21 protein-coding genes are annotated in these 22,580 nt (G+C 50.9%); 1 reads left to right on the forward strand and 20 read right to left on the reverse strand.

All coding sequences use genetic code 11. From position 1 onward, the window contains the following. Window positions 1-150: 150 nt before the first annotated feature. From sigH to ACI48K_RS23130, 10 genes are all read right to left on the reverse strand, one after another. The gene (gene sigH, locus ACI48K_RS23085; protein WP_475029987.1) at window positions 151-807 is read right to left on the reverse strand and encodes an RNA polymerase sporulation sigma factor SigH; all 657 of its coding nucleotides are present in this window, start codon (window positions 805-807) and stop codon (window positions 151-153) included. A 158-nt stretch (window positions 808-965) separates the two neighbouring features. Then, a complete protein-coding gene (locus ACI48K_RS23090) occupies window positions 966-1,487 on the reverse strand; it encodes an NYN domain-containing protein (protein WP_475029988.1) in 522 nt (173 codons plus the stop codon). 6 nt (window positions 1,488-1,493) lie between these two features. Beyond that, window positions 1,494-2,246 (reverse strand): 23S rRNA (guanosine(2251)-2'-O)-methyltransferase RlmB, encoded by a 753-nt coding sequence (gene rlmB / locus ACI48K_RS23095; RefSeq protein WP_475029989.1) that lies wholly within the window; start codon window positions 2,244-2,246, stop codon window positions 1,494-1,496. 74 nt (window positions 2,247-2,320) lie between these two features. Next, window positions 2,321-2,860, reverse strand: a complete 540-nt coding sequence (locus ACI48K_RS23100; RefSeq protein WP_475029990.1) for a Mini-ribonuclease 3 — start codon at window positions 2,858-2,860, stop codon at window positions 2,321-2,323. Further along, a complete protein-coding gene (gene cysS, locus ACI48K_RS23105) occupies window positions 2,857-4,260 on the reverse strand; it encodes a cysteine--tRNA ligase (protein WP_475029991.1) in 1,404 nt (467 codons plus the stop codon). The genes ACI48K_RS23100 and cysS overlap by 4 nt, the downstream gene beginning before the upstream one ends. 13 nt (window positions 4,261-4,273) lie before the next feature. Next, window positions 4,274-4,927 carry a serine O-acetyltransferase gene (gene cysE, locus ACI48K_RS23110; RefSeq protein WP_475029992.1) on the reverse strand — a complete coding sequence of 218 codons (654 nt, stop codon included), beginning with the start codon at window positions 4,925-4,927 and terminating at the stop codon, window positions 4,274-4,276. Window positions 4,928-5,554: 627 nt separating this feature from the next. After that, a complete protein-coding gene (gltX, locus tag ACI48K_RS23115; protein ID WP_475029993.1) occupies window positions 5,555-7,015 on the reverse strand; it encodes a glutamate--tRNA ligase in 1,461 nt (486 codons plus the stop codon). Between the two features lie 59 nt (window positions 7,016-7,074). Beyond that, window positions 7,075-7,566, reverse strand: a complete 492-nt coding sequence (gene ispF / locus ACI48K_RS23120; RefSeq protein WP_475029994.1) for a 2-C-methyl-D-erythritol 2,4-cyclodiphosphate synthase — start codon at window positions 7,564-7,566, stop codon at window positions 7,075-7,077. Between the two features lie 21 nt (window positions 7,567-7,587). Beyond that, window positions 7,588-8,292: a 2-C-methyl-D-erythritol 4-phosphate cytidylyltransferase gene (gene ispD / locus ACI48K_RS23125; RefSeq protein WP_475029995.1), complete on the reverse strand. Its 705-nt coding sequence runs from the start codon at window positions 8,290-8,292 to the stop codon at window positions 7,588-7,590. A 66-nt stretch (window positions 8,293-8,358) separates the two neighbouring features. Further along, window positions 8,359-9,447: a PIN/TRAM domain-containing protein gene (locus tag ACI48K_RS23130; RefSeq protein ID WP_475029996.1), complete on the reverse strand. Its 1,089-nt coding sequence runs from the start codon at window positions 9,445-9,447 to the stop codon at window positions 8,359-8,361. A 206-nt stretch (window positions 9,448-9,653) separates the two neighbouring features. Here ACI48K_RS23130 and ACI48K_RS23135 point away from each other — a divergent pair, with 206 nt between their 5' ends. After that, a complete protein-coding gene (locus tag ACI48K_RS23135; protein ID WP_475029997.1) occupies window positions 9,654-10,049 on the forward strand; it encodes a nucleoside triphosphate pyrophosphohydrolase family protein in 396 nt (131 codons plus the stop codon). 74 nt (window positions 10,050-10,123) lie between these two features. Here ACI48K_RS23135 and pssA read toward each other — a convergent pair whose 3' ends face one another. From pssA to ACI48K_RS23185, 10 genes are all read right to left on the reverse strand, one after another. After that, window positions 10,124-10,861, reverse strand: coding sequence for a CDP-diacylglycerol--serine O-phosphatidyltransferase (gene pssA / locus ACI48K_RS23140; protein ID WP_475029998.1), 738 nt, complete (start codon window positions 10,859-10,861; stop codon window positions 10,124-10,126). Window positions 10,862-10,914: 53 nt separating this feature from the next. Beyond that, complete coding sequence (gene disA, locus ACI48K_RS23145; RefSeq protein ID WP_475029999.1) at window positions 10,915-11,991, reverse strand: DNA integrity scanning diadenylate cyclase DisA; 1,077 nt, start codon at window positions 11,989-11,991, stop codon at window positions 10,915-10,917. Between the two features lie 13 nt (window positions 11,992-12,004). Continuing rightward, window positions 12,005-13,372 (reverse strand): DNA repair protein RadA, encoded by a 1,368-nt coding sequence (radA, locus tag ACI48K_RS23150; protein ID WP_475030000.1) that lies wholly within the window; start codon window positions 13,370-13,372, stop codon window positions 12,005-12,007. Between the two features lie 217 nt (window positions 13,373-13,589). Continuing rightward, window positions 13,590-14,900 carry a DHHW family protein gene (locus tag ACI48K_RS23155; RefSeq protein WP_475030001.1) on the reverse strand — a complete coding sequence of 437 codons (1,311 nt, stop codon included), beginning with the start codon at window positions 14,898-14,900 and terminating at the stop codon, window positions 13,590-13,592. Window positions 14,901-14,914: 14 nt separating this feature from the next. Further along, on the reverse strand, window positions 14,915-16,324 hold the full coding sequence (locus ACI48K_RS23160) for an MBOAT family O-acyltransferase (protein WP_475030002.1): 1,410 nt from the start codon (window positions 16,322-16,324) through the stop codon (window positions 14,915-14,917). 640 nt (window positions 16,325-16,964) lie between these two features. After that, the gene (gene clpC / locus ACI48K_RS23165) at window positions 16,965-19,409 is read right to left on the reverse strand and encodes an ATP-dependent protease ATP-binding subunit ClpC (protein WP_475030003.1); all 2,445 of its coding nucleotides are present in this window, start codon (window positions 19,407-19,409) and stop codon (window positions 16,965-16,967) included. Window positions 19,410-19,482: 73 nt separating this feature from the next. Then, window positions 19,483-20,541 (reverse strand): protein arginine kinase, encoded by a 1,059-nt coding sequence (locus ACI48K_RS23170; RefSeq protein WP_475030004.1) that lies wholly within the window; start codon window positions 20,539-20,541, stop codon window positions 19,483-19,485. Window positions 20,542-20,553: 12 nt separating this feature from the next. Next, on the reverse strand, window positions 20,554-21,078 hold the full coding sequence (locus ACI48K_RS23175; RefSeq protein ID WP_475030005.1) for a UvrB/UvrC motif-containing protein: 525 nt from the start codon (window positions 21,076-21,078) through the stop codon (window positions 20,554-20,556). Between the two features lie 32 nt (window positions 21,079-21,110). Continuing rightward, window positions 21,111-21,569: a CtsR family transcriptional regulator gene (locus tag ACI48K_RS23180; RefSeq protein WP_475030006.1), complete on the reverse strand. Its 459-nt coding sequence runs from the start codon at window positions 21,567-21,569 to the stop codon at window positions 21,111-21,113. Between the two features lie 782 nt (window positions 21,570-22,351). Then, on the reverse strand, window positions 22,352-22,580 hold a 229-nt coding region (locus tag ACI48K_RS23185; RefSeq protein WP_475030007.1), incomplete at its 5' end, for a hypothetical protein.

A 22,580-nucleotide genomic window follows, 5' to 3' on the forward strand; every position in this document is an offset into this window, starting at 1 on the left:
ATTCGATTAATATCAAGTATAACTCAGGATATTGGAAGATAAACCCACGTGAGAGAATTCTCCTCGCCCGCGTCGAAGGGAGAAGATACTAAAAAGACGACTAAAAATATAGCCGTCTCTCATTTTCGTGATAATTTATTGTAGAAAAATTCAAATGCCGCCGCAATCCCTGATCTCCAAATACCGCTCAAGTTTGCGTTTAACGCGTTGCAATGCATTATCGATAGACTTTACGTGACGGTCCAAATCCACCGCAATTTCCTGGTAAGACCGACCATCCAAATACAACATTAACACCTTACGCTCCAGATCGCTGAGAATCTCCGACATCTTGTCCTCGAGGCCAATAAACTCCTCCTGATTGATGATCAGTTCTTCCGGATCGGATACCTGGGTTCCGCAGATCACATCAAGCAAAGTCCGGTCTGAATCTTCGTCGTAAATGGGCTTGTCCAAGGATACATACGAATTCAACGGAATATGCTTCTGCCGTGTAGCCGTTTTGATGGCCGTAATGATCTGTCTCGTAATGCACAGTTCGGCAAACGCTTTGAACGAAGCCAGCTTGTCCCCCCGAAAGTCACGGATCGACTTGTAAAGGCCGATCATGCCTTCCTGAATAATATCCTCACGGTCGGCTCCAATCAGGAAATAAGACCTGGCTTTGGCGCGCACAAAACTGCGGTACTTGTTGATCAAGTACTCGAGCGCCTCACTGTCTCCTTGACGGACAGCCTCGACAATGTCTTCGTCATTTTGGATCTCATAGTCAAACATTACCCACGACTCAAGTTTGACACTCACCACAAATCCCTCCGGCTGCAACGCACGGTACTCCGTCACCCAATCAAGTAATACGAACAGTATATATGAAGGTGCATACTAGCGTCAACCAAAAAAGTACCAAAAGATGTAAAGTCGAACTTTGTCAAGGGTATATGGTAGTAAACCCAATGATTCCCCTTTCATTCCCTGCGCCAGCGTTCAAACATTTGGCGCAGTTCCGGGCTAAGCTTGGCTTCCACCGTATTACGGCTTGTTTTTGCGCTGCGCTCGGAGATCTTCTGTTGAATTTCTTTTTCGCCTTGCTCCACTTGGGTCAATAATTCACGAGCGGATATACGCAGCGCGCCTTGTCCGAAGATGACGTGCTGTTCCACCATATCGCTGGTGGCCACATAAATCTGCCGCCTCCGGTGGGTATATTCGCCGACCAGCCGTTCAATGCATTCGTCCGCCGTCTCTTTTTCCTTGGTGAAATAGATTTCTACATTGTTCTGGTCAAAAGACTTGCCAAGCCCCGGCACGCGGTACGCATCAAAGACGACGATCACCTTTCTGCCGGAAAAAGCCTGGTAATCGGCCAGCCGTTCAAGCAGCCGGTCCCGGGCTTCCTGCATCCCGGTTTTGGCGAGCGCCGCCAGTTCAGGCCACCCGCCGATCATGTTATAGCCGTCGACGAGAAGAAGATCGCGCAAATCGCGCATAACCTATTAGCCTTCGCCGCGGCGTCTGCGCAACACTTCGTACATAACCACACCTGCGGCAACCGAAGCGTTCAGAGAATTCAGCCGTCCGTTCATGGGGAGCTTCAGCAGCACGTCGCAGGTTTCCCGGACAAGGCGCCCCATCCCCTTGTTTTCGTTGCCGATGACGATGGCGACAGGTCCGGTTAATACGTTCCCGCCTTGGTACATTTCTTCTTTGGCGGCAACGTCGGTGCCAACGACCCAAACGCCCGCTTCCTTCAGTTGTTCCATCGTTTGGACAAGATTCGTCACCCTTGCGACCGGCACATATTCCACCGCGCCTGCGGACGTTTTCGACACCGTTGCGTTAACCGCCGCCGAACGGCGCTTCGGAATAATAACGCCATGAACCCCGGTGCACTCGGCTGTACGTAAAATGGAGCCCAAGTTGTGCGGGTCCTCGATTTCGTCAAGAATCAGCAAAAACGGCGGTTCCCCTTGTTCCTTTGCTTTAGCCAGCAAATCCTCAACCTCCGCGTAAGCATACGGAGCAGCTTGAGCAACGACGCCTTGATGCTGCAGGCCGGGCACCATTTGATCGAGTTTTCTTTTGTCGACAAACTGCACGACGATGCCGTTGTTTTTGGCTTCCGCCAAAATTGGTTGGGTCAGATGCTTTTGGGCACCCTCGGCTACCCAGATTTTGTTGATTGTGCGGCCGGCGCGCAGCGCCTCAAGCAGCGAATGCTTGCCCGCGATCCATTCTTGATCCTCCATGTTATTCCTCCCAGGAAGTCCGACCGTGCGTCTCGCTTGAAACGCGGAAGCTCCCTTATTTATAATCAGCTCCGTTAAGAGCGGTGTTTCTCCTCCAGTTGATCGAACCCGCTGGAAATCAATCTGCGAAGACGGTAATGAGCTCCGGAATAATACAAAAATCCGACCAGGCTCTCAAACGCGGTGGCATTACGGTAATCGATCACGTTCGCGTTTTTGGGAACCGTGCCCGACTTGGCGTTGCGTCCCTGCCGCACGACGTCCCGCTCGTCTTCCGTAAGCTGCGATTCGATCAGCGCAAGCAGTTCGGCCTGCGCTTTCGCGGACACATATTTGGTCGATTCGCGATGCAGATGATGCGGCCGCAAATTGGGGCGAGCCATCACATGCTGACGAACGGCCACTTCAAAGACGGCGTCTCCGATATAAGCGAGCGCCAGCGGGGGCAGCAGCCGGGCAGACTTGGACGGCAAGTCGGGAAACCAAAGCGCGGACGGCGCCCCCGTGGCATCCCCGAAAGACGCCGCATCGCTTGCGCCTCCCTCATTGCCGCCCGTTTCCGCTTCATCCCTGCGATGGTCCGGAAAGTTTTGATCGAACCCGCCGCTCGTCATTTACGCCGCCATCTCATGCCTTGCGGCGTATCTTCCAGCACAATCCCCTGCGCGTCCAGCAAATTGCGGATTTCATCGGCTCGCACCCAGTTCTTCAGTTTCCGCGCTTCCGTCCGTTCTTCAATCAATGCTTCGATCTCATCGTCCAGCAGTTCAGGCTCCGCCTCCGGCACAATGGACAAAACCCCGTTCATCTCTTCGAATAGCCGTTCCGCGGCTTCGAGATCGGCGCGCCCGGCATCCGTACGCTGCAGAAGCGCATTCACTTCGCTTACCCATTCAAAAATGGCCGTAATCGCATCCGGCGTATTGAAATCATCCTGCATCTTGGCATGGAAGGTGCTGCGGATTTGCTGCAGCTTCGCATTCCATTCCGGCGTTGCTTCGCCGTCTGGCTCAGGAGCGATACTTAACCGGTGACGCAGGTTGCCTGCAGCGTTGGATATCCGTTCCACGCTTCGCTCCGCTTGAACCATCGTCTCCTCCGAGAAGTTCAACGGGTTGCGATAATGGGTGGATAGCATGAAATAACGAATTGCCCCCAGATTGTACGTGGCCCGCAAATCTTTCGCAAGAACTCCGTTTCCGAGCGATTTCGACATTTTTTCCCCATCGATATTAATATATCCGTTATGCATCCAATAATTTGCTAGAGGTTTGCCCGTAGCCGCTTCCGACTGGGCAATTTCGCACTCATGGTGCGGGAACTGCAGATCCTGGCCGCCGCCATGGATATCCAGCGTATCGCCAAGCAGTTGTCTGGACATGGCCGAGCATTCGATATGCCAGCCCGGCCGGCCATCTCCCCATGGACTGTTCCAGAAAATTTCTCCCGGCTTGGCCGCCTTCCATAATACGAAATCTTCGGGGCTTTCCTTCCGTTCATCCACATCGATCCGGATCCCGAACTGAAGTTCTTCGATGTTCTGGCCGGACAGCTTGCCGTAGTCGTCAAACTTGCCCGTTCGAAAAAAAACGTCACCGCCTTTTTCATAAGCGAAGCCTTTTTGCACCAGTTCGCGAATGAAATCGATGATAATCCCCATGTTTTCCGTAACCCGGGGATTAGCCGTGGCCCGCCCGACTCCGAGCCCTTCCTGATCTTCAAAGTACGCTTTGATAAAAGTCTCCGCCACTTCGGGAACGGTCGTGTTCATCTCATGAGCTTTATGAATCAGCTTGTCGTCCACGTCCGTAAAATTGCTGATATAGTTGACCTTATATTGTTGGTTCTCCAAATAGTTGCGCACCACGTCGAAAAATATCATCGGCCGCGTGTTGCCGATATGGAGATAACCGTATACGGTTGGTCCGCATACGTACATATTCACCTTACCCGGTTCAAGACTGACGAATTCCTCTTTTTTTCGGGTCATCGTGTTGTAAATCTGCAATGCCATGTTCATTTTCCTTTCACTTAAGTTGATCTTCCTTTAAACGTTGACGCAAGCTTTTGACTTCCTCCTGCAGCCCTTCGATTTCCTGGCGCAGCTCCCGCATCGCGTCCACAACCGGGTCCGGCAGCTCATGGCTGAGACGGTCCAGGCGTTTCCCGTCCTGACGGACGATTTTGCCCGGAATGCCCACGACGGTGGTACCTGATGGAACTTCCTTCAAAACCACCGAATTGGCTCCGATGTTGCATTGATCCCCGACTTTGAAGGAACCGAGAATTTTGGCTCCCGATCCAATGACGACGTTGTTGCCGATGGTCGGGTGCCGTTTTCCCTTTTCCTTTCCGCTTCCTCCCAGGGTCACTCCCTGATAGATAACCACATCGTCCCCGATTTCGCAAGTTTCTCCGATAACAACCCCCATCCCGTGGTCGATAAACAAGCGATTGCCGATTCGAGCTCCCGGGTGGATTTCGATACCGGTAAAAAAACGGCTAACCTGGGATATGATCCGTGCAAGGGTAAACAGGCGGCGGCGGTAGAAAGCATGGGCAATCCGGTGACTCCATATCGCGTGCAGGCCGGAGTAGGTAAAAACCACTTCGAACCAGCCTCTTGCCGCCGGATCGTTATCAAATACCGCCCGGATATCGGATCTCATTCTCTTGAACATGACTCCCCCACCTCTCACCTTCTCGTTCCCCCAAACTTGGCGGCCATAAAAAAACGCCCCTGCAGCCTCAGCTGCAGAGACGCTTGTGCGCGCGGTTCCACTCTGCTTCGGATAAGGCACGGCGTCTATTCTTCATGCGGGCGTCCCGCACAAAAAGACCGTATGTTCCTCATCCCTTTCGCCGCCCTTAACGCGGACGATACGGCGAAATCTACTTCGCCCTCAAACGGCGCTTCGATTCCGCAGCTCCCGGGTGCATTTCGGAAGGCGCGTATCTGGATAACTTCCAGCCTGGGTCCGATGGAACGGTCCCGGTCATCCTCTCTGGCAAATACAGCTGTCTTCGTACTTCTCCCGTTCTATGCCGGTGAAATATAGGCAGGTAATCCGCAACTGCGGAAAGTTTGGGCCTATGATCGCTGTTGCCATCGGATTGTCTGATCATATGAAATCTTAATAAGAAACAATCCAATCGCAAAGGCGACCGCTTCGCTTCTTCGGCTCCAAACTTCCCTCCGCTGCTCAGCCTGCCTATGTGAGTTGTAGTAATGATTCTTGCCTTTATATTACCTGAAAGGCGGTAAAGCTACAAGAAATGATTTGGCTAAGCCACGGGCTCGCTTACGCTTAACGGCTCGCAAGCTGCGATTTCAGGCGTTCGATCGTTCGCTCTTGGCCGAGCAGATAAATCGTCTGGTTCAGGTCGCGGCCGTGGACTTGTCCGGTCAATGCGACGCGGATCGGCATAAACAACCCTTTGCCCTTGTGGCCGGTTTCCTTTTGCACTTCTTTGATGCGCGCGGCGATGTTCTCCGCCGTAAATGCCTCAAGCGCCTCGATCTTGGCGAGGAAAGCGCTGAGCACTTCAGGCACCTGCGCTTCGGCCAGCACGGCAGTCGCTTCGTCGTCAAATTCCAGGTCGGTGCGGAAGAACAGCTCCGACAACTCCACGATATCGGACGCGGCTGTCATTTGCTCCTGGTACAAAGCGACAAGCGCTTTGGCCCAGGCCGCTTGCTCGGGCGACAATTCCTCCGGCAGGCGGGACGCCTTTTGCAAATGTGGGATCGCGAGCGCCGCAATGCGCTCGGAATCGGCATTTTTGATATAGTGGTTGTTCAGATGCGCAAGCTTGTTCGTATCAAATACCGCCGGACTGCGGGATAAGCGGTTGGCGTCAAAAATCGCTACCAGTTCTTCCTTGGTGAAGAACTCCTCTTCTCCCTCCGGCGACCAGCCGAGCAGAGAGATGAAGTTGAACAACGCCTCCGGCAAATAGCCCAGTTGGTCGTATTGCTCGATAAACTGAATAACCGATTCGTCGCGTTTACTCAGCTTTTTATGATTTTCCCCGACGATCAGGGTCATATGGCCGAACACCGGCGGCTCCCAGCCAAACGCGTCGTAAATCATCAACTGGCGAGGCGTGTTGGATACATGATCCTCCCCTCGCAGAACGTGAGTGATTTCCATAAGATGATCATCAAGCACGACTGCAAAGTTGTACGTAGGAATGCCGTCTTTTTTGACGATAACGAAGTCGCCGCTGATATCCGACTCAAACGAGATCGGCCCTTTGACAAGGTCGTCGAACGTAAAAGTGCGGCCTTCCGGAACACGGAAACGGATGCTGTACGGCAATCCCTCCGCTTCGAAAGCGGCGATTTGCTCCGGCGAAAGATTGCGATGCTTCCCGGAATAACGCGGAGTTTCGCCGCGGGCCATCTGCTCTTCGCGTTCCTTTTCGAGCTCTTCCTCCGTGCAATAGCAGCGGTAGGCCAACCCCCGGTCAAGCAAATCCTGCACCAGCGGGCGGTATAGATCCAATCGCTCCGTTTGGCGATATGGTCCGTATTTTCCGCCTACATCCACGCTTTCATCCCAGTCGATGCCGAGCCATTTCAGGTAGGTAAGCTGATTCTCTTCCCCGCCTTCCACGTTGCGTTTCACGTCCGTATCTTCGATCCGGATAATGAATTTCCCGCCGTGATGTCTGGCAAACAAATAATTGAATAACGCCGTTCTTGCATTTCCGATATGTAAATGACCGGTCGGACTCGGCGCATAACGCACTCGAACCTCTGCCATAACTATTCCTCCCCAGGCTGATAAGTTGTAAAAATTGAGCGTGTGAACTCGTTACAATCCTAAAATGATAACACATCCGAGACCAGACAGACAATGCATTGTGCCGCAATGCCTTCGCCGCGCCCGGTAAAACCGAGATGCTCGGTCGTCGTGGCCTTCACGTTGACGCGCTCCTGCTCCGTTTCCAGCACACTAGCAATATTTGCAGCCATTTGCGGAATATGCGGAGCCATTTTCGGCCGCTGCGCGATAATCGTAGCATCCAGATTGCCCAGTCGGTAACCTTTCTCTTTGGCCATGTCCCATACCCGCTCCAACAGCTTTACGCTGTCCGCCCCTTTAAAAGCGGGATCAGTGTCGGGAAAATGCCGTCCGATATCCCCCAGACCAAGCGCCCCCAAAACGGCATCGCTGACCGCATGAAGAAGCACGTCGGCATCCGAATGTCCGAGCAGCCCTTTCTCATAAGGAATCGTTACCCCTCCGATGATGCATGGCCTTCCTTCAACTAGCTGGTGTACGTCAAACCCTTGTCCTACGCTGATTCTCATTGTTTCCTCTCTCCCCTCACGCTACTTCCGGCGCTGGATGAACTCCGCATATTCCAGATCTTCAGGCGTCGTAATCTTGATGTTGCCGTAACCGCCCTCCACTATCTTAACGGGAATTCCCATACGCTCAACAAGCATCGAATCATCGGTGCCTATAAAACCTTCTTGGTCTGCCCGCTCGTGGGCCAGCAGGAGGTCGCCGCGCCGAAATGCTTGCGGGGTTTGTATCGCCCACAGGCTGCTGCGGTCAAGTGTCGCGTTCACCCAGCCCTGCCCGTCCGCCTGTTTCACGGTGTCTTTCACCGGTACCGCAAGCACAGAGGCCCCGCATGCCACCGCTGTCTCGTAGCAGGACGTGATTTGCCCGTGCGTGACAAAAGGGCGGACGCCGTCATGCACCAGTACCCATGGAGCGCTGATTTCCAGCAGTCCCCGGTATACCGAATGCTGACGCTCTGCGCCGCCCGGAATAACCTTTATTTTGTTGCGGATGTCGAATTCCCCGATCCATGCCTTACATCGTTCCACATCTCCTTCACCGGTGACAAGCACCAATTCCGTGATAAGCGGATGACGATCGAATGCCTCCAGCGTATGAATGAAGACCGGCTTATTGTGCAGCATGAGATACTGCTTGCTTTCCTTCGTACCCATACGGGTTCCCCGGCCGGCCGCAACGACGATCACGCCGACGCCCTCCGCTCGGGGAATTGCTTCTAATACCATATGTTTCTGCCTCGCCCTGCCCAGAATTCTGCGCCTGTTCGCGCATTTATTCCCATCATACCGAATTTACTGGGCTTTTTCCAACAGTTTCGGTTTGGCGAAAATCATCCGTCCCGCTGACGTCTGCAACACGCTGGTCACCAGAACTTCCGTAATACTGCCGATAAAGTCGCGGCCGCCTTCAACCACGATCATCGTTCCGTCATCCAGGTAAGCAACACCTTGTCCATGTTCCTTGCCGTCCTTGATGACTTGAACCATGATCTCCTCGCCCGGAAGCACAACCGGCTTGACCGCGTTGGCGAGGTCGTTGATATTGAGGACCGAAACGCCTTGAAGCTCGCAAACCTTATTCAGGTTAAAATCGTTGGTCACCACTTTACCCTGCAGCACCTTAGCCAGCTTGACAAGCTTGCTGTCCACCTCGGAGATTTCTTCGAAATCCCCTTCGTAGATCATCACCTTGACGTCCAGTTCCTTTTGAATTTTATTCAAAATATCAAGGCCCCGGCGTCCCCGGTTCCGCTTGAGCAAATCCGACGAATCCGCAATATGCTGAAGCTCCTCCAAAACAAATTCCGGGATCACGATCGTGCCTTCGATAAACCCGGTTTTGCAAATATCGGCGATCCGCCCGTCGATAATCACGCTGGTATCCAAAATTTTATGCTCTTCCAAACGCCGCTCATCGCTTACAGCTTCTCTGCCCCAATTCCCCGTTTTCCATAGCAAAGACAGCTCTTCCTTTTTAGCAAGCCCGACATACACCCCTATGTAACCAAACAACGCCGATACGGCAAAACGGGCTATACTTTCCATGGATCCAAGCCAGGACAACAGGGGATAGACCATTAAAGAAAGAAGAAGTCCCACGGTCAAGCCGGCCGTTCCGGCCGCCATTTCATTCATCGGAATACGCGTTAATGCAGTAATCCACATTCTCACCCTCGAAGAAACCGCCTCTGCGGCGAGGGAGAATAGCAGCAAAAACAATAAAGCGCCCGCAAATGCCAAAATGAAATGGGTTGCCATTGAATTTATTCCGTTAAACCAGTTCCGAAGCGCTTCCGGCAGTATAGAAGTCATTCCGCCTGCCGTATAACCGAACCATGCCCCGCATAGACCGGCTAAGGCCAGCAAATATTTTTTCAGCATCTCTCTCTTCACCTCCTGAATCATTAACTTCAATATCCAGTATGATCCAATTTTGGATAGCATAATCGGGAGGTTTGAACTTTTTTTTGGCGGCGCCGCAGGATTCTTTTACGAAATCGCCCTCGTTGTGAGGGATTTCAGGTTGATATGAGGGGAAAAAGTGGCATATAATGAACTCAATTCATAATATTGAGGTGGATGGAAAAATGAGCGCACCAAGCCTTCAATCTTTTCAAGAACAAGTTTCCGAACTGTTGCTCCGTCACCGCAGTTTGCTGGATGTCTTGTCCAAAACCGGACAAACCAACGCCTCCGCCGTTCGCGCCGTCACCAAAGCCGTAACCGAATGCGGGTGCATCGAGCTGCATGCTACGAGACAGGATTTTGAACCGGGTATGGACTTGGAGCAAGCCAAAGAAACGCTTGCCAAGCATGTCCGGGGCGAGCTTTGCGAGAATTGCCGGGACGCTATTACGAATGAGCTTGGACGCAATCTTTTCTATATGTCCGCATTATGTAATCTCTTAGGCATCAGCATGGACGAAATTGTAGAACGCGAATCGCAAAAATGCTCAACCTTAGGGTTGTTCAATTTATCATAAGGCCGGTTTTAACGAAAAAAGGCATCGATCATCCCGCCTGGCGGTGATCCATGCCTTTTTTTATTGCGTCCGTTCTATAAATGCTTTGAGCGGTATGCATCTTCCAATTCATCGTGTCGCGAATGTTTCCGTCTAAGTCGCAGGAGCCTATCCACATTTTGCTTCAGGCCATAAGAAGCGTATACCACAAGCGGAACGAAAATCAGTTTGGCCAGGTGGTTCGGAAATACCAATGCGATCACAACGGCAAAAACAACGACAATCGGCGTATACATCACGGCTTTTTTGGGAAGCCCAACTTTCTTGAAATTAGGGTACCTTACAGTGCTGATCATCAAATAAGACAGCAGCATCATGGCAACGATGAAATAGGGTGCCGAAAAGTCCCTGTAAAACAGCGATAACGTAGCCGCAACCCCACCGGCTGCAGGAATCGGCAAACCGATAAAATATCCCGGAACGCCTTTTTGCACATTAAAACGAGCGAGCCGCAAGGCACCGCACATCGGAAACAGAGCCGTTACCGCCCAAGCGATTCCCTGCGGGACGTTATCGAACGAAATCGTGTACATAATGAGTGCCGGAGCAATTCCGAAAGAAATAATGTCGGATAAAGAATCAAGCTCTTTGCCAAATTCGCTTTGGCAATTTAGCGCCCGAGCCACCCGTCCGTCCAATCCGTCAAGCAGCATGGCGACAATGACCATTATAGCCGCTATGCTGTGCCTATCCTCCAGCGCCAGCATGATAGCCAACATTCCGAGCAACAGGTTCCCCAATGTGAACAAGTTCGGAATTGATTTTGCAATCATCTCTTCACCTCGGAATCGTAATTCATGAATACCATCACTTGATGATGGGAGATTTAAATTTGTCTGTCAATGAAAACCTGTTCCTGCAGGCGTTTTAAACCTTCTTTGATCGCACGGGCCCTGGATTCCCCGATACCGTCGACTTCATCCAGTTCTTCGATGCTGGCCATCATTACGTTCGGCAGTTGGCGGAAACGCTCAACCAGATTATGAATAATGACGTTCGGCAGCCGCGGAATTTTGTTCAGCACCCTGTAGCCGCGTGGAGATACCAGGTCTTCCGAAGTAGCTGCCGCGGTCGGATATCCCAGCAGCCGGGTGATATGGTTGTCGTCGAGCAATTCGTCATCGGTAGAACGCTTGAGCCCCAGGATGATTTCACGAATCGCCTCGTCGCTGTCGTCTTTGGCATAGTCCTTGTACAACAGCCAGGCCTCTTCCTCCATATTGCTGACCAGCTCTTCCATCTGCATGCTGATCAGACGTCCTTCCGTGCCAAGCTCATTAATGAACCGTTTGATTTCCATTTTGATCCGAATCACCATCTCGACCCGCTGCATGACGTTTACCACTTCCGGAATGGTTACGAGTTCCTCGAATTCCGAAGCCGTCAGGTTCGTCAAAGTTTGATTCAGAACGGATCTGTATTTCTCCAGCGTCTGAATGGCCTGATTGGCCTTGGTCAGAATCACGCCGATCTCTTTCAGCGCATAACGAAGGCCACCCTGATACAGGGTAATGATGTTACGCCGCTGAGAGATGGAAACCACCAGCTTCCCGGTTTGCTTAGCGACCCGTTCGGCGGTGCGGTGGCGAATGCCGGTCTCCGAAGAAGCGATCGAGGAATCCGGGATCAACTGGGTATTGGCGTACAGAATTCTTTTCAGATCCTCGCTCAGAATAATCGCACCGTCCATTTTAGCAAGCTCATAAAGATAGTTCGGCGTGAAATCACAGTTGATCGAAAAACCGCCCTCCACGACTTCCATGACCTCCGGACTATATCCAACCACGATCAGTCCGCCGGTTTTGGCGCGAAGCACGTTTTCCAATCCGTCGCGAAAGGCAGTTCCCGGTGCGACGAGTCTGAGCAAATCGTTCATTTTCTCTATTTGAGTTGCTTCTTTCATCAATTAATGCCCCCTAATCTAACGCAACAGCTAGTGCATCTGCGACGGTATTTATTCCTACCAATTCTATACCCTGCGGTCCCTTCCACCCCTTCATGCTCTTCTCCGGCAAAATAACCCGTTTGAAGCCAAGCTTGGCAGCTTCTTTGACCCGCTGTTCCGCCCGAGACACCGCCCGGACCTCCCCGGTTAATCCCACTTCGCCAAACACGACATCGTAAGGTTTCGTCGGCATGTCGCGGAAGCTGGAAGCGATGCTGATCGCAATCGCGAGATCCACCGCCGGCTCATCCAGCTTTACGCCCCCGGCCAAATTAACGTAGGCGTCCTGGTTCTGCAGGAACATGCCCATCCGCTTCTCAAGCACGGCGATAATCAGACCCAAACGGTTATGATCGACGCCGGTTGCCATCCTGCGCGGGGAAGGGAAATGCGTCGAGGCGATCAGGGCCTGAAGCTCTACAAGCATCGGCCGTGTTCCCTCCATGCTGGCGACGACAGTCGATCCCGCCACGCCAAGCGGCCGCTCGGACAGGAACAGTTCCGACGGGTTCGCCACCTCGGCCAGCCCCGACTCGTTCATTTCGAAAATGCCAATTTCATTGGTCGAACCAAACCGGTTCTTTACGGCTCTAAGCAGCCGATAGGTATGATGACGCTCTCCTTCAAAATAAAGCACACAATCGACCATATGTTCAAGCAAGCGAGGTCCGGCAATGGCCCCCTCTTTGGTAACGTGGCCGACCAGCACCGTAGCGATTCCCTGTCCTTTAGCAATGCGCATGAATCGGGCTGTACATTCACGAACCTGTGAGACGCTGCCCGGCGCGCTCGTTACTTCCGGCAGATACACGGTCTGAATCGAATCGATCACGAGAAAATCCGGTTTTACGTTTTCGATAGCTTCCTCAATACCGTCCATGCTGCTTTCGCAAAGCACGAACAACTCGGAGGATAAAGTGCCCAGTCGTTCGGCCCGAAGCTTAGTCTGCCGGATGGATTCCTCCCCGGAAATATACAAGACCCTAAGCCCGGCACTCGCCATTTCATGGGAGGTCTGCAGCAGCAGTGTCGATTTTCCGATTCCGGGATCTCCGCCGACTAACACTAGGGATCCGGGAACTACACCTCCGCCAAGCACCCGATTCAGTTCGCCAATTCCGGTCAGAATACGGGGCTCCTGACTGCTCTCTATATTTATGATCGAAAGCGGCTTTTCTTTCGCATGAAATATCCCGGTGGAAATCCCCTGTGTCTTGACAACCTTTTCCACTTCTTCAACCATGGAATTCCAGGCGCCGCAGCCGGGGCATTTACCGTACCATTTTGGGGATTCGTAGCCGCATTCGGTGCAAAAAAACTTATGTTTGACTTTAACCATGTACCTCTCCTTCTCGCTGCTGCAAAATTCTGAAACTTTGCAGGGCCCACTCCATGTGGGGGAACACTCAAAGTTTACCATTCTTTAAGTTTTATCGTAAAGTCTTTTCACGGACGGTTTGACCCATCAAAACGGTGTTAAAAAGGCAGCCACAAAGCATCGCTTTGAGACTGCCTTACTATTTATCATCGGTAGGAATGGAAATGTTTTGAAGGGCCTACTTCGCCTTATCCATTTTCTCGTTCAAAAGCTCGGCGATTCCCGTATTGCGGGCCACCGTCGAATTGTTCAGGAACAGGACGTCCGTGACCGAGTGTTCTTTGACAAAGTCGATGATATTGCCGGTGTAATATCGCGGATCAACATAATATACCGTCTCGTAATGCGGAATGAGGAACGGAATAAAGGCATTCGCGTAAGAATCCTTGATAACCGCAATTTTTTTGCCGTTCTTGTTGCCGGTCGAAATTTCACCCCAAGGGAAATCCCCGCCCAAAAAGACGGCGTAAAAACCGATATCTTGTCTTGCAAAATTAGGATCGACAGCTTTTGGTTTCGCCAGCGCTTTGCCGCTGGTGGTGTGCTGAGTATAAGTGTATTTAACAAAAGGCGTATAGTAGGTAATCGTATCCGGATGGGCCTTCAGCTTAGCGTTGAGCGTAGCTTTGTAGGACGAACCCAGGTAGTCCTTAATTTTGCCGGTTTGATATTTGCTCAGAGAAACCGGCTCTTCGCCGATCGTTTTCATCATCTCGGTATAAGCATAATAGGCGCCCAGTGCGGTCCAGTGATGGTCGGTACGGAAGTACACGTCTTCTTTGCTGTGCTTATCCAATACATCGTAAGCGTCGATCTGCCCGATCTCGGGATCCAGCAATTCGTCAATATGGGCAAAGGCATCCTTCTGGGAATCGGACATCGCTTTGTATTTCTTGTCCGTTATGAATTCCGAGGAGGTCGGAGCCAGCAAAGAGTATACCTTAACCTTCGGATCAACCGATTTCTTGAACCGGTTCAAAGCATCCGCATACATTTCGGCCGCAGGCGCGGAATAGCTGAACAACGTAAACGCCTGATCCTTCAGAATCAAATACTTGGTCTGATCCGCCGTGCTCGCCTGCGTCTGGGTTCCGGCTGTTCCGGTAGCCGCCACTGAAGCGGGAACCGCATCTTTGCCGTTGCTTCCGCCATTCTTGTCGTTCAAGTTTTGGGCCATATTATCCCCGCCCTGTTCGATCAAAGTCGCTTCATTCGAATCGGGCAGGCCTTTTAATTTCATCAGATCCGTTCCTACTTGAACAAGAGAAGTCCGAAACGCAAAATTATCAGAGAAATAATTATCGAAATTACGCGTATATTCGCCTTTGAAGAAACTCTCCAAGGTAAATGCGGGTCTTTGCGTCAACTCACGCTGCTCAAGCTCGGATACCTTGGCGGAATGGGATTGGGAATATATCAAATTGACGATGCCGAAGCCGAAAATTAGCAGCAGGAACAACAGTAGATTGAGTTTGGGTTGATTCTTCATCTTCGCCCTCCACGTTAGAATCGATAATAAAGAAATGGATTATATGTGCTTCCGATAAGAAGAATCGTAGCGGTCACCAGAATGGCGACATTAAGCAGCTGCACCCCAACCAGATTTAAGCCTGATCCCAGCTTCGGATATTTTTGGCCCAGGGACTGGAATACCCACTTCATCAGAGGCGTACAGGCGATGATCGCGATAAAGAACAGCAATTCGTTTTCTCTAAAGTAGATTTGCAGTTCGGTCGTCGCAAATTCGCGATGATTTAGTCCGAACATGGTGAGAAGCGCCTTAACCGCTTGGGACAAGTCGGTAAAGTAGAACCACACCCAGCCGACCAGCATGGCCAACGTAGAGTATAAATGAGCGAAAACCTTTGGCACCTTGTCCAGCCATTTTTGCAGGAACTGCCGTTCCAGAAAAATCAGCAGTCCGAAGTAAAGCCCCCAAATGATGAAATTCCAGCTTGCTCCATGCCAGAATCCAGTAAGAAACCAGACGACAAACAAATTTCGCAAATAAAATTTGCGATTCCCGCCTAATGGGATGTACACGTAATCCCGGAAAAATCCGCCGAGAGACATGTTCCAACGGCGCCAGAACTCGGAAGCGGACTTTGAAATGTAAGGGTAGTTGAAGTTTTCACGCAGCGAAATCCCGAACATTTTGCCAAGGCCGATAGCCATGTCGGAGTACCCCGAGAAGTCAAAATAAATCTGCAGGGCAAATAAGGCGATCCCGAACCAGATGCCCAGAACCGTGGAAGAGTCGGAGCCCGGATTCAGCAGCAGCGCGGTCGACTCCCCGAGCAAGTTGGCGAAAATGACCTTCTTGCCAAGACCGATTAAAAACCGGGTAATCCCTTCGCTGAAGCCGGCTACCGTCACTTTAGGATTATCGATCTGCTGCTCGATGTCCGAATAGCGAATAATGGGACCCGCCACCAAGTGCGGGAAAAACGATACGTACAGCAATATTTTTTTAGGCGACTTCGGCGCTTTGATCGTTCCTTTGTAGACGTCGCTTAAGTAGCAAATGATTTCAAATGTAAAAAAGGAAATCCCGATCGGCAGCGTCACGGACGGAGCCGGCAGATGCAGCGGAAGTACCGCATTTAAATTTTCGACAAGAAACTTGGCATATTTGAAAAATCCCAAAATTCCGATGTTGATGAGGATGGCTACGATATATTGCGCTTTGGCCAGCCAAGTGCCTCTCGTTCGCTCGATTCCGAGCGCAAAAAAGTAGCCTATGATAGAGGCCAATAACAGCAATACGACCCATACCGGTTCGCCCCAGGCATAAAATACATAAGAAAAAGCAATAAGAACCCATGTCCGGTAGGAAGTATTTTTAATAGCAAAATAAGCGATCAATAGAATAGGCAAAAAAAGGTACAAAAAAAACAAACTCGAAAAAACCACTTTGGTGTCTCCCCTCAATGATACTGGCAATTCGGGCATGATCAAGCGTCACATGGCTTTAGAGCCACGCATCGATCATTACGAACCTCTTGCAGCGCTCCGGTGAACTGGATTCGCGAACCCTTATCTATGAAAAACCTCCTCTTTCTATCACGGCTCGCAGTTCACTGGACCTCTGCCCAGGCACCTGAAAAAAAGTATAAAGCTTATAGATCATATGTTCAAGAAGGTGAAGGTTGGGAATAAAGGAATCTGGAACTCCGGACTCCATTTTATACGGCAAACATTAACAACTCTTTAAGCAAAGTTTAACAAAAGCTTTCCAAGAAAGGGCCAAGCATCGAATAGACTTTGATCAAAACTAGCCATTTTTCGCACACAAAAAAATAGACTTCACCGGTCCGGAAAATGTTGCAGCAATCTGCTCTGCATCTCCGAGAGAAAGTGAAGTTCATTCTTCATCTCCAATGTATTATTTTATTCGACAAATAAGCTCATTTTCCTTCGAAGTCCCTTAAAAAAGAACTGAAGCGTTCCGAGACTTCTTGATAACTCACCGGTTTAATAAAAAGGCAAAAGAAAAACCCGCAGTATACTGCGGGTTTTTCTTGATTTGCTTTATATTCGCTTACTGATCGCATTACGCGTTTTTGACATAGGCTCCCGTTTTCGTCACAGTCAAGCTGCCGTTCTCTTCGTCGATTGTCAGCGAGTCGCCTTTCTTCACGTTGCCGGTAAGCAGTTCCTCGGACAAACGGTCCTCGATATGCTTTTGGATCGCCCGGCGAAGCGGACGAGCGCCGTAAGCGGGGTCGAAGCCTTCTTTGGCCAGAAATGCCTTCGCTTTGTCGGTCAATGTAAAGTCGACGTCGTATTCGTGCAGCCGTTTACGCAGCTCCTCGGACATCAGCGATACGATTTGGCTGATGTGAGATTCGTCCAGGGAGTGGAAGACGATAATTTCGTCGATCCGGTTCAGGAATTCCGGACGGAAGCTCTTCTTCAGCTCTTCCATCACTTTGCCCTTCATGTTCTCGTAATCGGCTCCGGAATCTTGCACAGCCGTGAAGCCAAGCCGCGTATTGCGCTTGATCGCTTCGGCTCCCACGTTGGAAGTCAGAATAATCAGGGTGTTGCGGAAATCGACTACCCGGCCTTTCGAATCCGTCAAGCGTCCATCCTCCAGCACTTGGAGCAAGATGTTGAACACTTCAGGATGGGCTTTCTCGATTTCATCGAGCAATACGACGGAGTAAGGCTTGCGGCGTACTTTTTCGGTAAGCTGTCCGCCTTCTTCGTAACCTACATATCCCGGAGGCGCCCCGACCAGACGGGCCGTGGAATGTTTCTCCATGTACTCGGACATATCGATACGGATTACCGCGTTTTCATCGCCAAACATAGACTCGGCGAGCGCCCGGGCAAGTTCGGTTTTCCCGACCCCGGTCGGGCCCAAGAAAACGAAAGAGCCCATCGGCCGTTTCGGATCTTTCAGACCCGCACGCGCCCGGCGAATCGCCCGGCTGACCGCTTTGACGGCTTCTTCTTGGCCGATGACGCGTCCATGCAGGATCTGTTCCATATTGAGCAAACGTTCGGTTTCTTCTTCCTTCAGCTTGTTGACGGGAATTCCCGTCCAGCTGGCTACAACCTGAGCGATATCTTCAGGAGTAACTTCGGAATCAGTCCGTCCTTGTTTTTCTTTCCATTGGTTTTTCGTAACGTCAAGCTCTTCGCGAATCTTCTGTTCGGTATCGCGCAGTGCCGCCGCTTTCTCAAATTCCTGACTTTGTACGGCCGCGTCCTTCTCCTTACGGATGTCCTCCAGACGATTCTCAAGCTGTTTCAAATTCGGTGGTACCGTATAGGAGTTAAGCCTTACTTTGGAGCCCGCCTCGTCAATCAGGTCGATTGCTTTGTCAGGCAGAAAGCGGTCCTGGATGTACCGATCGGACAGTTTTACGGCTTGCTCGATGGCTTCATCCGTAATCTTCACGCGATGGTGGGCTTCATAGCGGTCACGAAGACCGTGCAGAATTAGGATTGCTTCTTCCACGGAAGGCTGATCTACCGTAATCGGTTGGAAACGACGTTCTAAAGCGGCATCCTTCTCAATGTATTTGCGGTATTCGTCAAGCGTTGTTGCCCCGATGCACTGCAGTTCGCCGCGAGCCAGCGCCGGTTTAAGGATATTGGAAGCGTCGATGGCTCCTTCCGCTCCGCCTGCGCCGATCAGGGTATGCAGTTCGTCAATAAAGAGGATAATGTTCCCGGCTTGGCGGATTTCATCCATGATTTTCTTCAGGCGGTCTTCAAATTCACCACGATATTTCGTCCCCGCTACCACCGACCCCATATCGAGAGTCATGACGCGTTTGTCACGAAGCGTTTCGGGAATTTCGTTATTGATGATTTTTTGCGCCAGGCCTTCGGCAATCGCCGTCTTCCCGACTCCAGGCTCCCCGATGAGTACCGGGTTGTTTTTGGTCCGGCGGCTCAAGACCTGAATGACCCGTTCGATTTCTTTGCTTCTGCCGATGACCGGATCCAGGTTGCCTTCTTTGGCCGATGCCGTCAAATCACGGGCCAAACTGTCCAGTGTCGGCGTGTTTACATTGGCCGGAGCTCCGTTGTGGCTCGAAACCGCCTCGCTGCTGCCGAGCAGCTGCAAGACTTGCTGGCGGGCTTTGTTCAGGCTGATGCCCAGGTTGTTAAGTACGCGCGCCGCCACGCCTTCTCCTTCACGAATGAGGCCAAGCAAAATGTGCTCGGTTCCCACGTAAGTATGACCCAGCTTGCGGGCTTCGTCCATGGACAGCTCGATGACCTTTTTGGCGCGCGGCGTATAAGCGATATTCGTAGGCTGCTCTTGCCCGCGACCGATCAGCGTTTCGACTTCATCCTGTATTTTTTCAAGACCTAAACCAAGACCAATCAACGCTTTGGCAGCAATGCCTTCTCCCTCGCGAATGAGTCCGAGTAAAACATGTTCCGTCCCGATATTATTGTGTCCCAATCTAACGGCTTCTTCTTGGGCCAATGCCAAAACCTTCTGCGCACGTTCCGTAAATCTTCCAAACATCATCTTCTCCTACACCTCCATGGTTGATCTATTGCCATAGGCAGCGGCAGTCTTCTCTGCCGACCATCCTATACTTTCAATTACTGATTTTTTCGCGGATCAGCTTTGCACGGTACATATCCCGTTCACTTGGGGACATGCTCTCGTTGAATTTCTTCTGCAAAAAACCTGGCTGCGTCATCACGTTCAATTCATTTAGAGCTTGAGTGGATAATGTGTCGATCAACCCCAGATCCACGCCCAGACGGACGTCGGATAACCGCTGAGCGGCCTCCTTCGAGTCGATGATCGCCGCATGCGATAATATCCCATAAGAACGCATAACCCGGTCGGTCATCCGAAGGCGTGATTCCCCGAGCAGCTTTTCTCTGGCTGTTTTCTCGTGCTCGATAATTTGCAGGACAACCCCGTACAAATTCTCGATAATCTCCTCTTCGCTTTGTCCCAGTGTAATCTGATTTGAAATTTGAAACAAGTTCCCCAGCGATTCACTGCCTTCGCCGTAAATTCCGCGGACCGTCAGCCCTACCTGCGATACCGCCGACAGGATGCGGTTGATTTGCTGTGTCAATACAAGCGCCGGCAGATGCATCATCACGGAGGCTCTGAGTCCGGTGCCGACATTGGTCGGACAGCTGGTCAAAAAGCCACGGTGGGCGTCAAATGCAAAATCCACATGCTCCTCGAAAATATCATCGATGGCAGTCGCCTTTTCCCAAGCTTCCTCAACCTGGAAGCCCGGATACAAACACTGAATTCGCAAATGATCCTCTTCATTAATCATGATGCTTAGACTTTCGTCTTCACTAATAAAGACCGCTCCGCTTCTGGACTCGCCGGCCAAATTCGGGCTGATGAGGTGTTTTTCCACCAACACTCTTTTGTCGAGCTCATCCAAATCGGACATAAGCACCGGGTATAGCTCGCCGTAGGATTTAATCCGCTCATCATTCAGCACTTCCTCCAGCTGCTTAAGCACCTCTTCAGACTGCTTATTGGTGGCCAGCATCGGGAAAGGCTGCTCCATGAGGTTGCGGGCAATTCTTACCCGGCTGCTGATCACGATATCGGATTCATGGCCTCCGCGGCTCATCCATTCGCTTAGCGGTTGTTCTGTAAACCGGAGATTTTGCATCGCATATTCCTCCTACTCTGCGGAAATGTTCTTCTCAAGCTCGCGGATCTGATCCCGAAGCGCGGCGGCTTCCTCAAACTCTTCATGAACAATCCGGTACTGCAGCTCGCGGCGAAGATCGTCGAGTTTGCGTTTGACCTGAATATGGCCGCCGGTCCGCTTGGGAACTTTCCCTACGTGAACCGTGTTGCCATGCACTCTTTTGAAAAGAGGATCCAAACGGTCATTAAAATATTTATAACAGGAGCTGCAGCCGAAGCGCCCGATTTTGCTGAACTGCGAATAGGTCATTCCGCAAACTTCACATCGCAGACCTTCAGGGTTTTTCACCCCGGAAACCTGGCCTTTGCTCGAGGGATTAAAGTCAAGAAAACCCGAAAGCAAATTGTGAATCGAGAAGCCGCCCGAGGTGCCGGGAATCAGCTCCCCTTTTTCTCTGGCGCAGGATTCGCAAATGTGAAACTCCGTTTTTTCCCCATTCACAATCTTGGTGAAGTGCAAAGTCGCGGGTCGCTTGCCGCATTCTTGACATTGCATAGGTGTGTGTCCCTCCTCCATGGGTAGACTATTTAACCCAATAAAGAAATCAGCATGGCCTTCATCATTCTCGCCCGAACCTGATCGCGGTAAGGAAGTTTGATCATCAGGGTTTCCCTGGATATGGCGGCTCGCATCAGCGCGGCCTCCCGGCGGCTCAGAAAACGAGCTTCTTCCAGCCTGTAAATAAGTCCTTCAGCTGCAGTCTGCCCAATCTCGTCGCCGATGGTTTCGTGCAAGTGGGTATGCAACGACGTCGGTCCCGGCAACTCAATCCGCCGGATTCGAACGTAACCGCCGCCTCCCCTTTTACTTTCCACCAGATACCCTTTTTCCAGAGTAAACCTTGTGCTGATGACGTAATTGATTTGCGACGGTACACAGGAGAATTGATCGGCCAGATCATTTCGCTGAATTTCCACCGCTCCTTCGGGACTTTCATGCAGAATACTCTTGAGATATTGTTCAATGATATCGGAGATATTTCGCATCACTCATCCTCCAGTTGCTTAAAACATAAAGTCTGCAGAAAAATCGAAAACATCAAACTCCAGTGGTAGAAGCCGATAAATTAATGATTATTCTGCCATTGTTGACTTTGACTTTCTTTGACTTTATTTTTATTATACCATATTTTAATCTTTTGCCAAGGGGAACTCCATTCAAATTCAGTGTGAACGAGCCGGAGTCAAAATATTCCCCTGAGCTGCTTTTCCCCTGACTACCGCGTTCAGGTTTTGAATTCTTAGGATATGCAGTTATTTAGATTTAGGTTAATACCATCTTCACCCAAAAATCAAGAAGCTGCATAAAGAAGATAATTACTCAAAGTCTTACTGTTGGTGCTCCCATCTTATTGCCTTCCGCTAATGCTCAGCAACCTAAGAAACCCTTCTATATTCCGGCAAAAGTGCAGTTATTTCACTCAATTAACCCCACTCTTCGCAAAATACCTGCAAAAGTGCAGGCTTTGAACGTGTAATGCAGCCATTGAGGGCATATTCGGCTCAAAAAAATGCACTTCTGCAGGTTCTTGCGTCCAACCCTGCGATGAAGCCGGAAATGCCTGCACTTTTGCAGGCTTTTATCTACGCAGTAGAAATAAGTGGCCCGGAAGTACAAAAAAAGCACCACCGAATATCGGCAGTGCTCTTTACATCGGCAGTGCTCTTTCTCTGTTGCTTGGCGGCGTTCTACCTTCTAGAACCCTTCGGTCCAAGTGACCCATCGGTTTCCACAACAAGGGTGCATAAACGAAAAGTAGTCAAGATACCTAGGTACCTGCCGACTTCCAAGCAAATGTTGCATAAAATGCATCATTTTTGACCGCAAGAGGGAGTTGCAGCCCATTATGTTGTAGAAAATACAACATATTAGACAAGGGTCGGGCTAAAATGACCTTTAAGCCTAAAATTGCTGCACAAAATGCAACATTTGAGCCGTTTAGCCAATCCATGGCCTGGATTATTGCATGAAATACAACATTTCTTCTCGACTGGCCA

This window comes from Paenibacillus terrisolis (assembly GCF_056171975.1).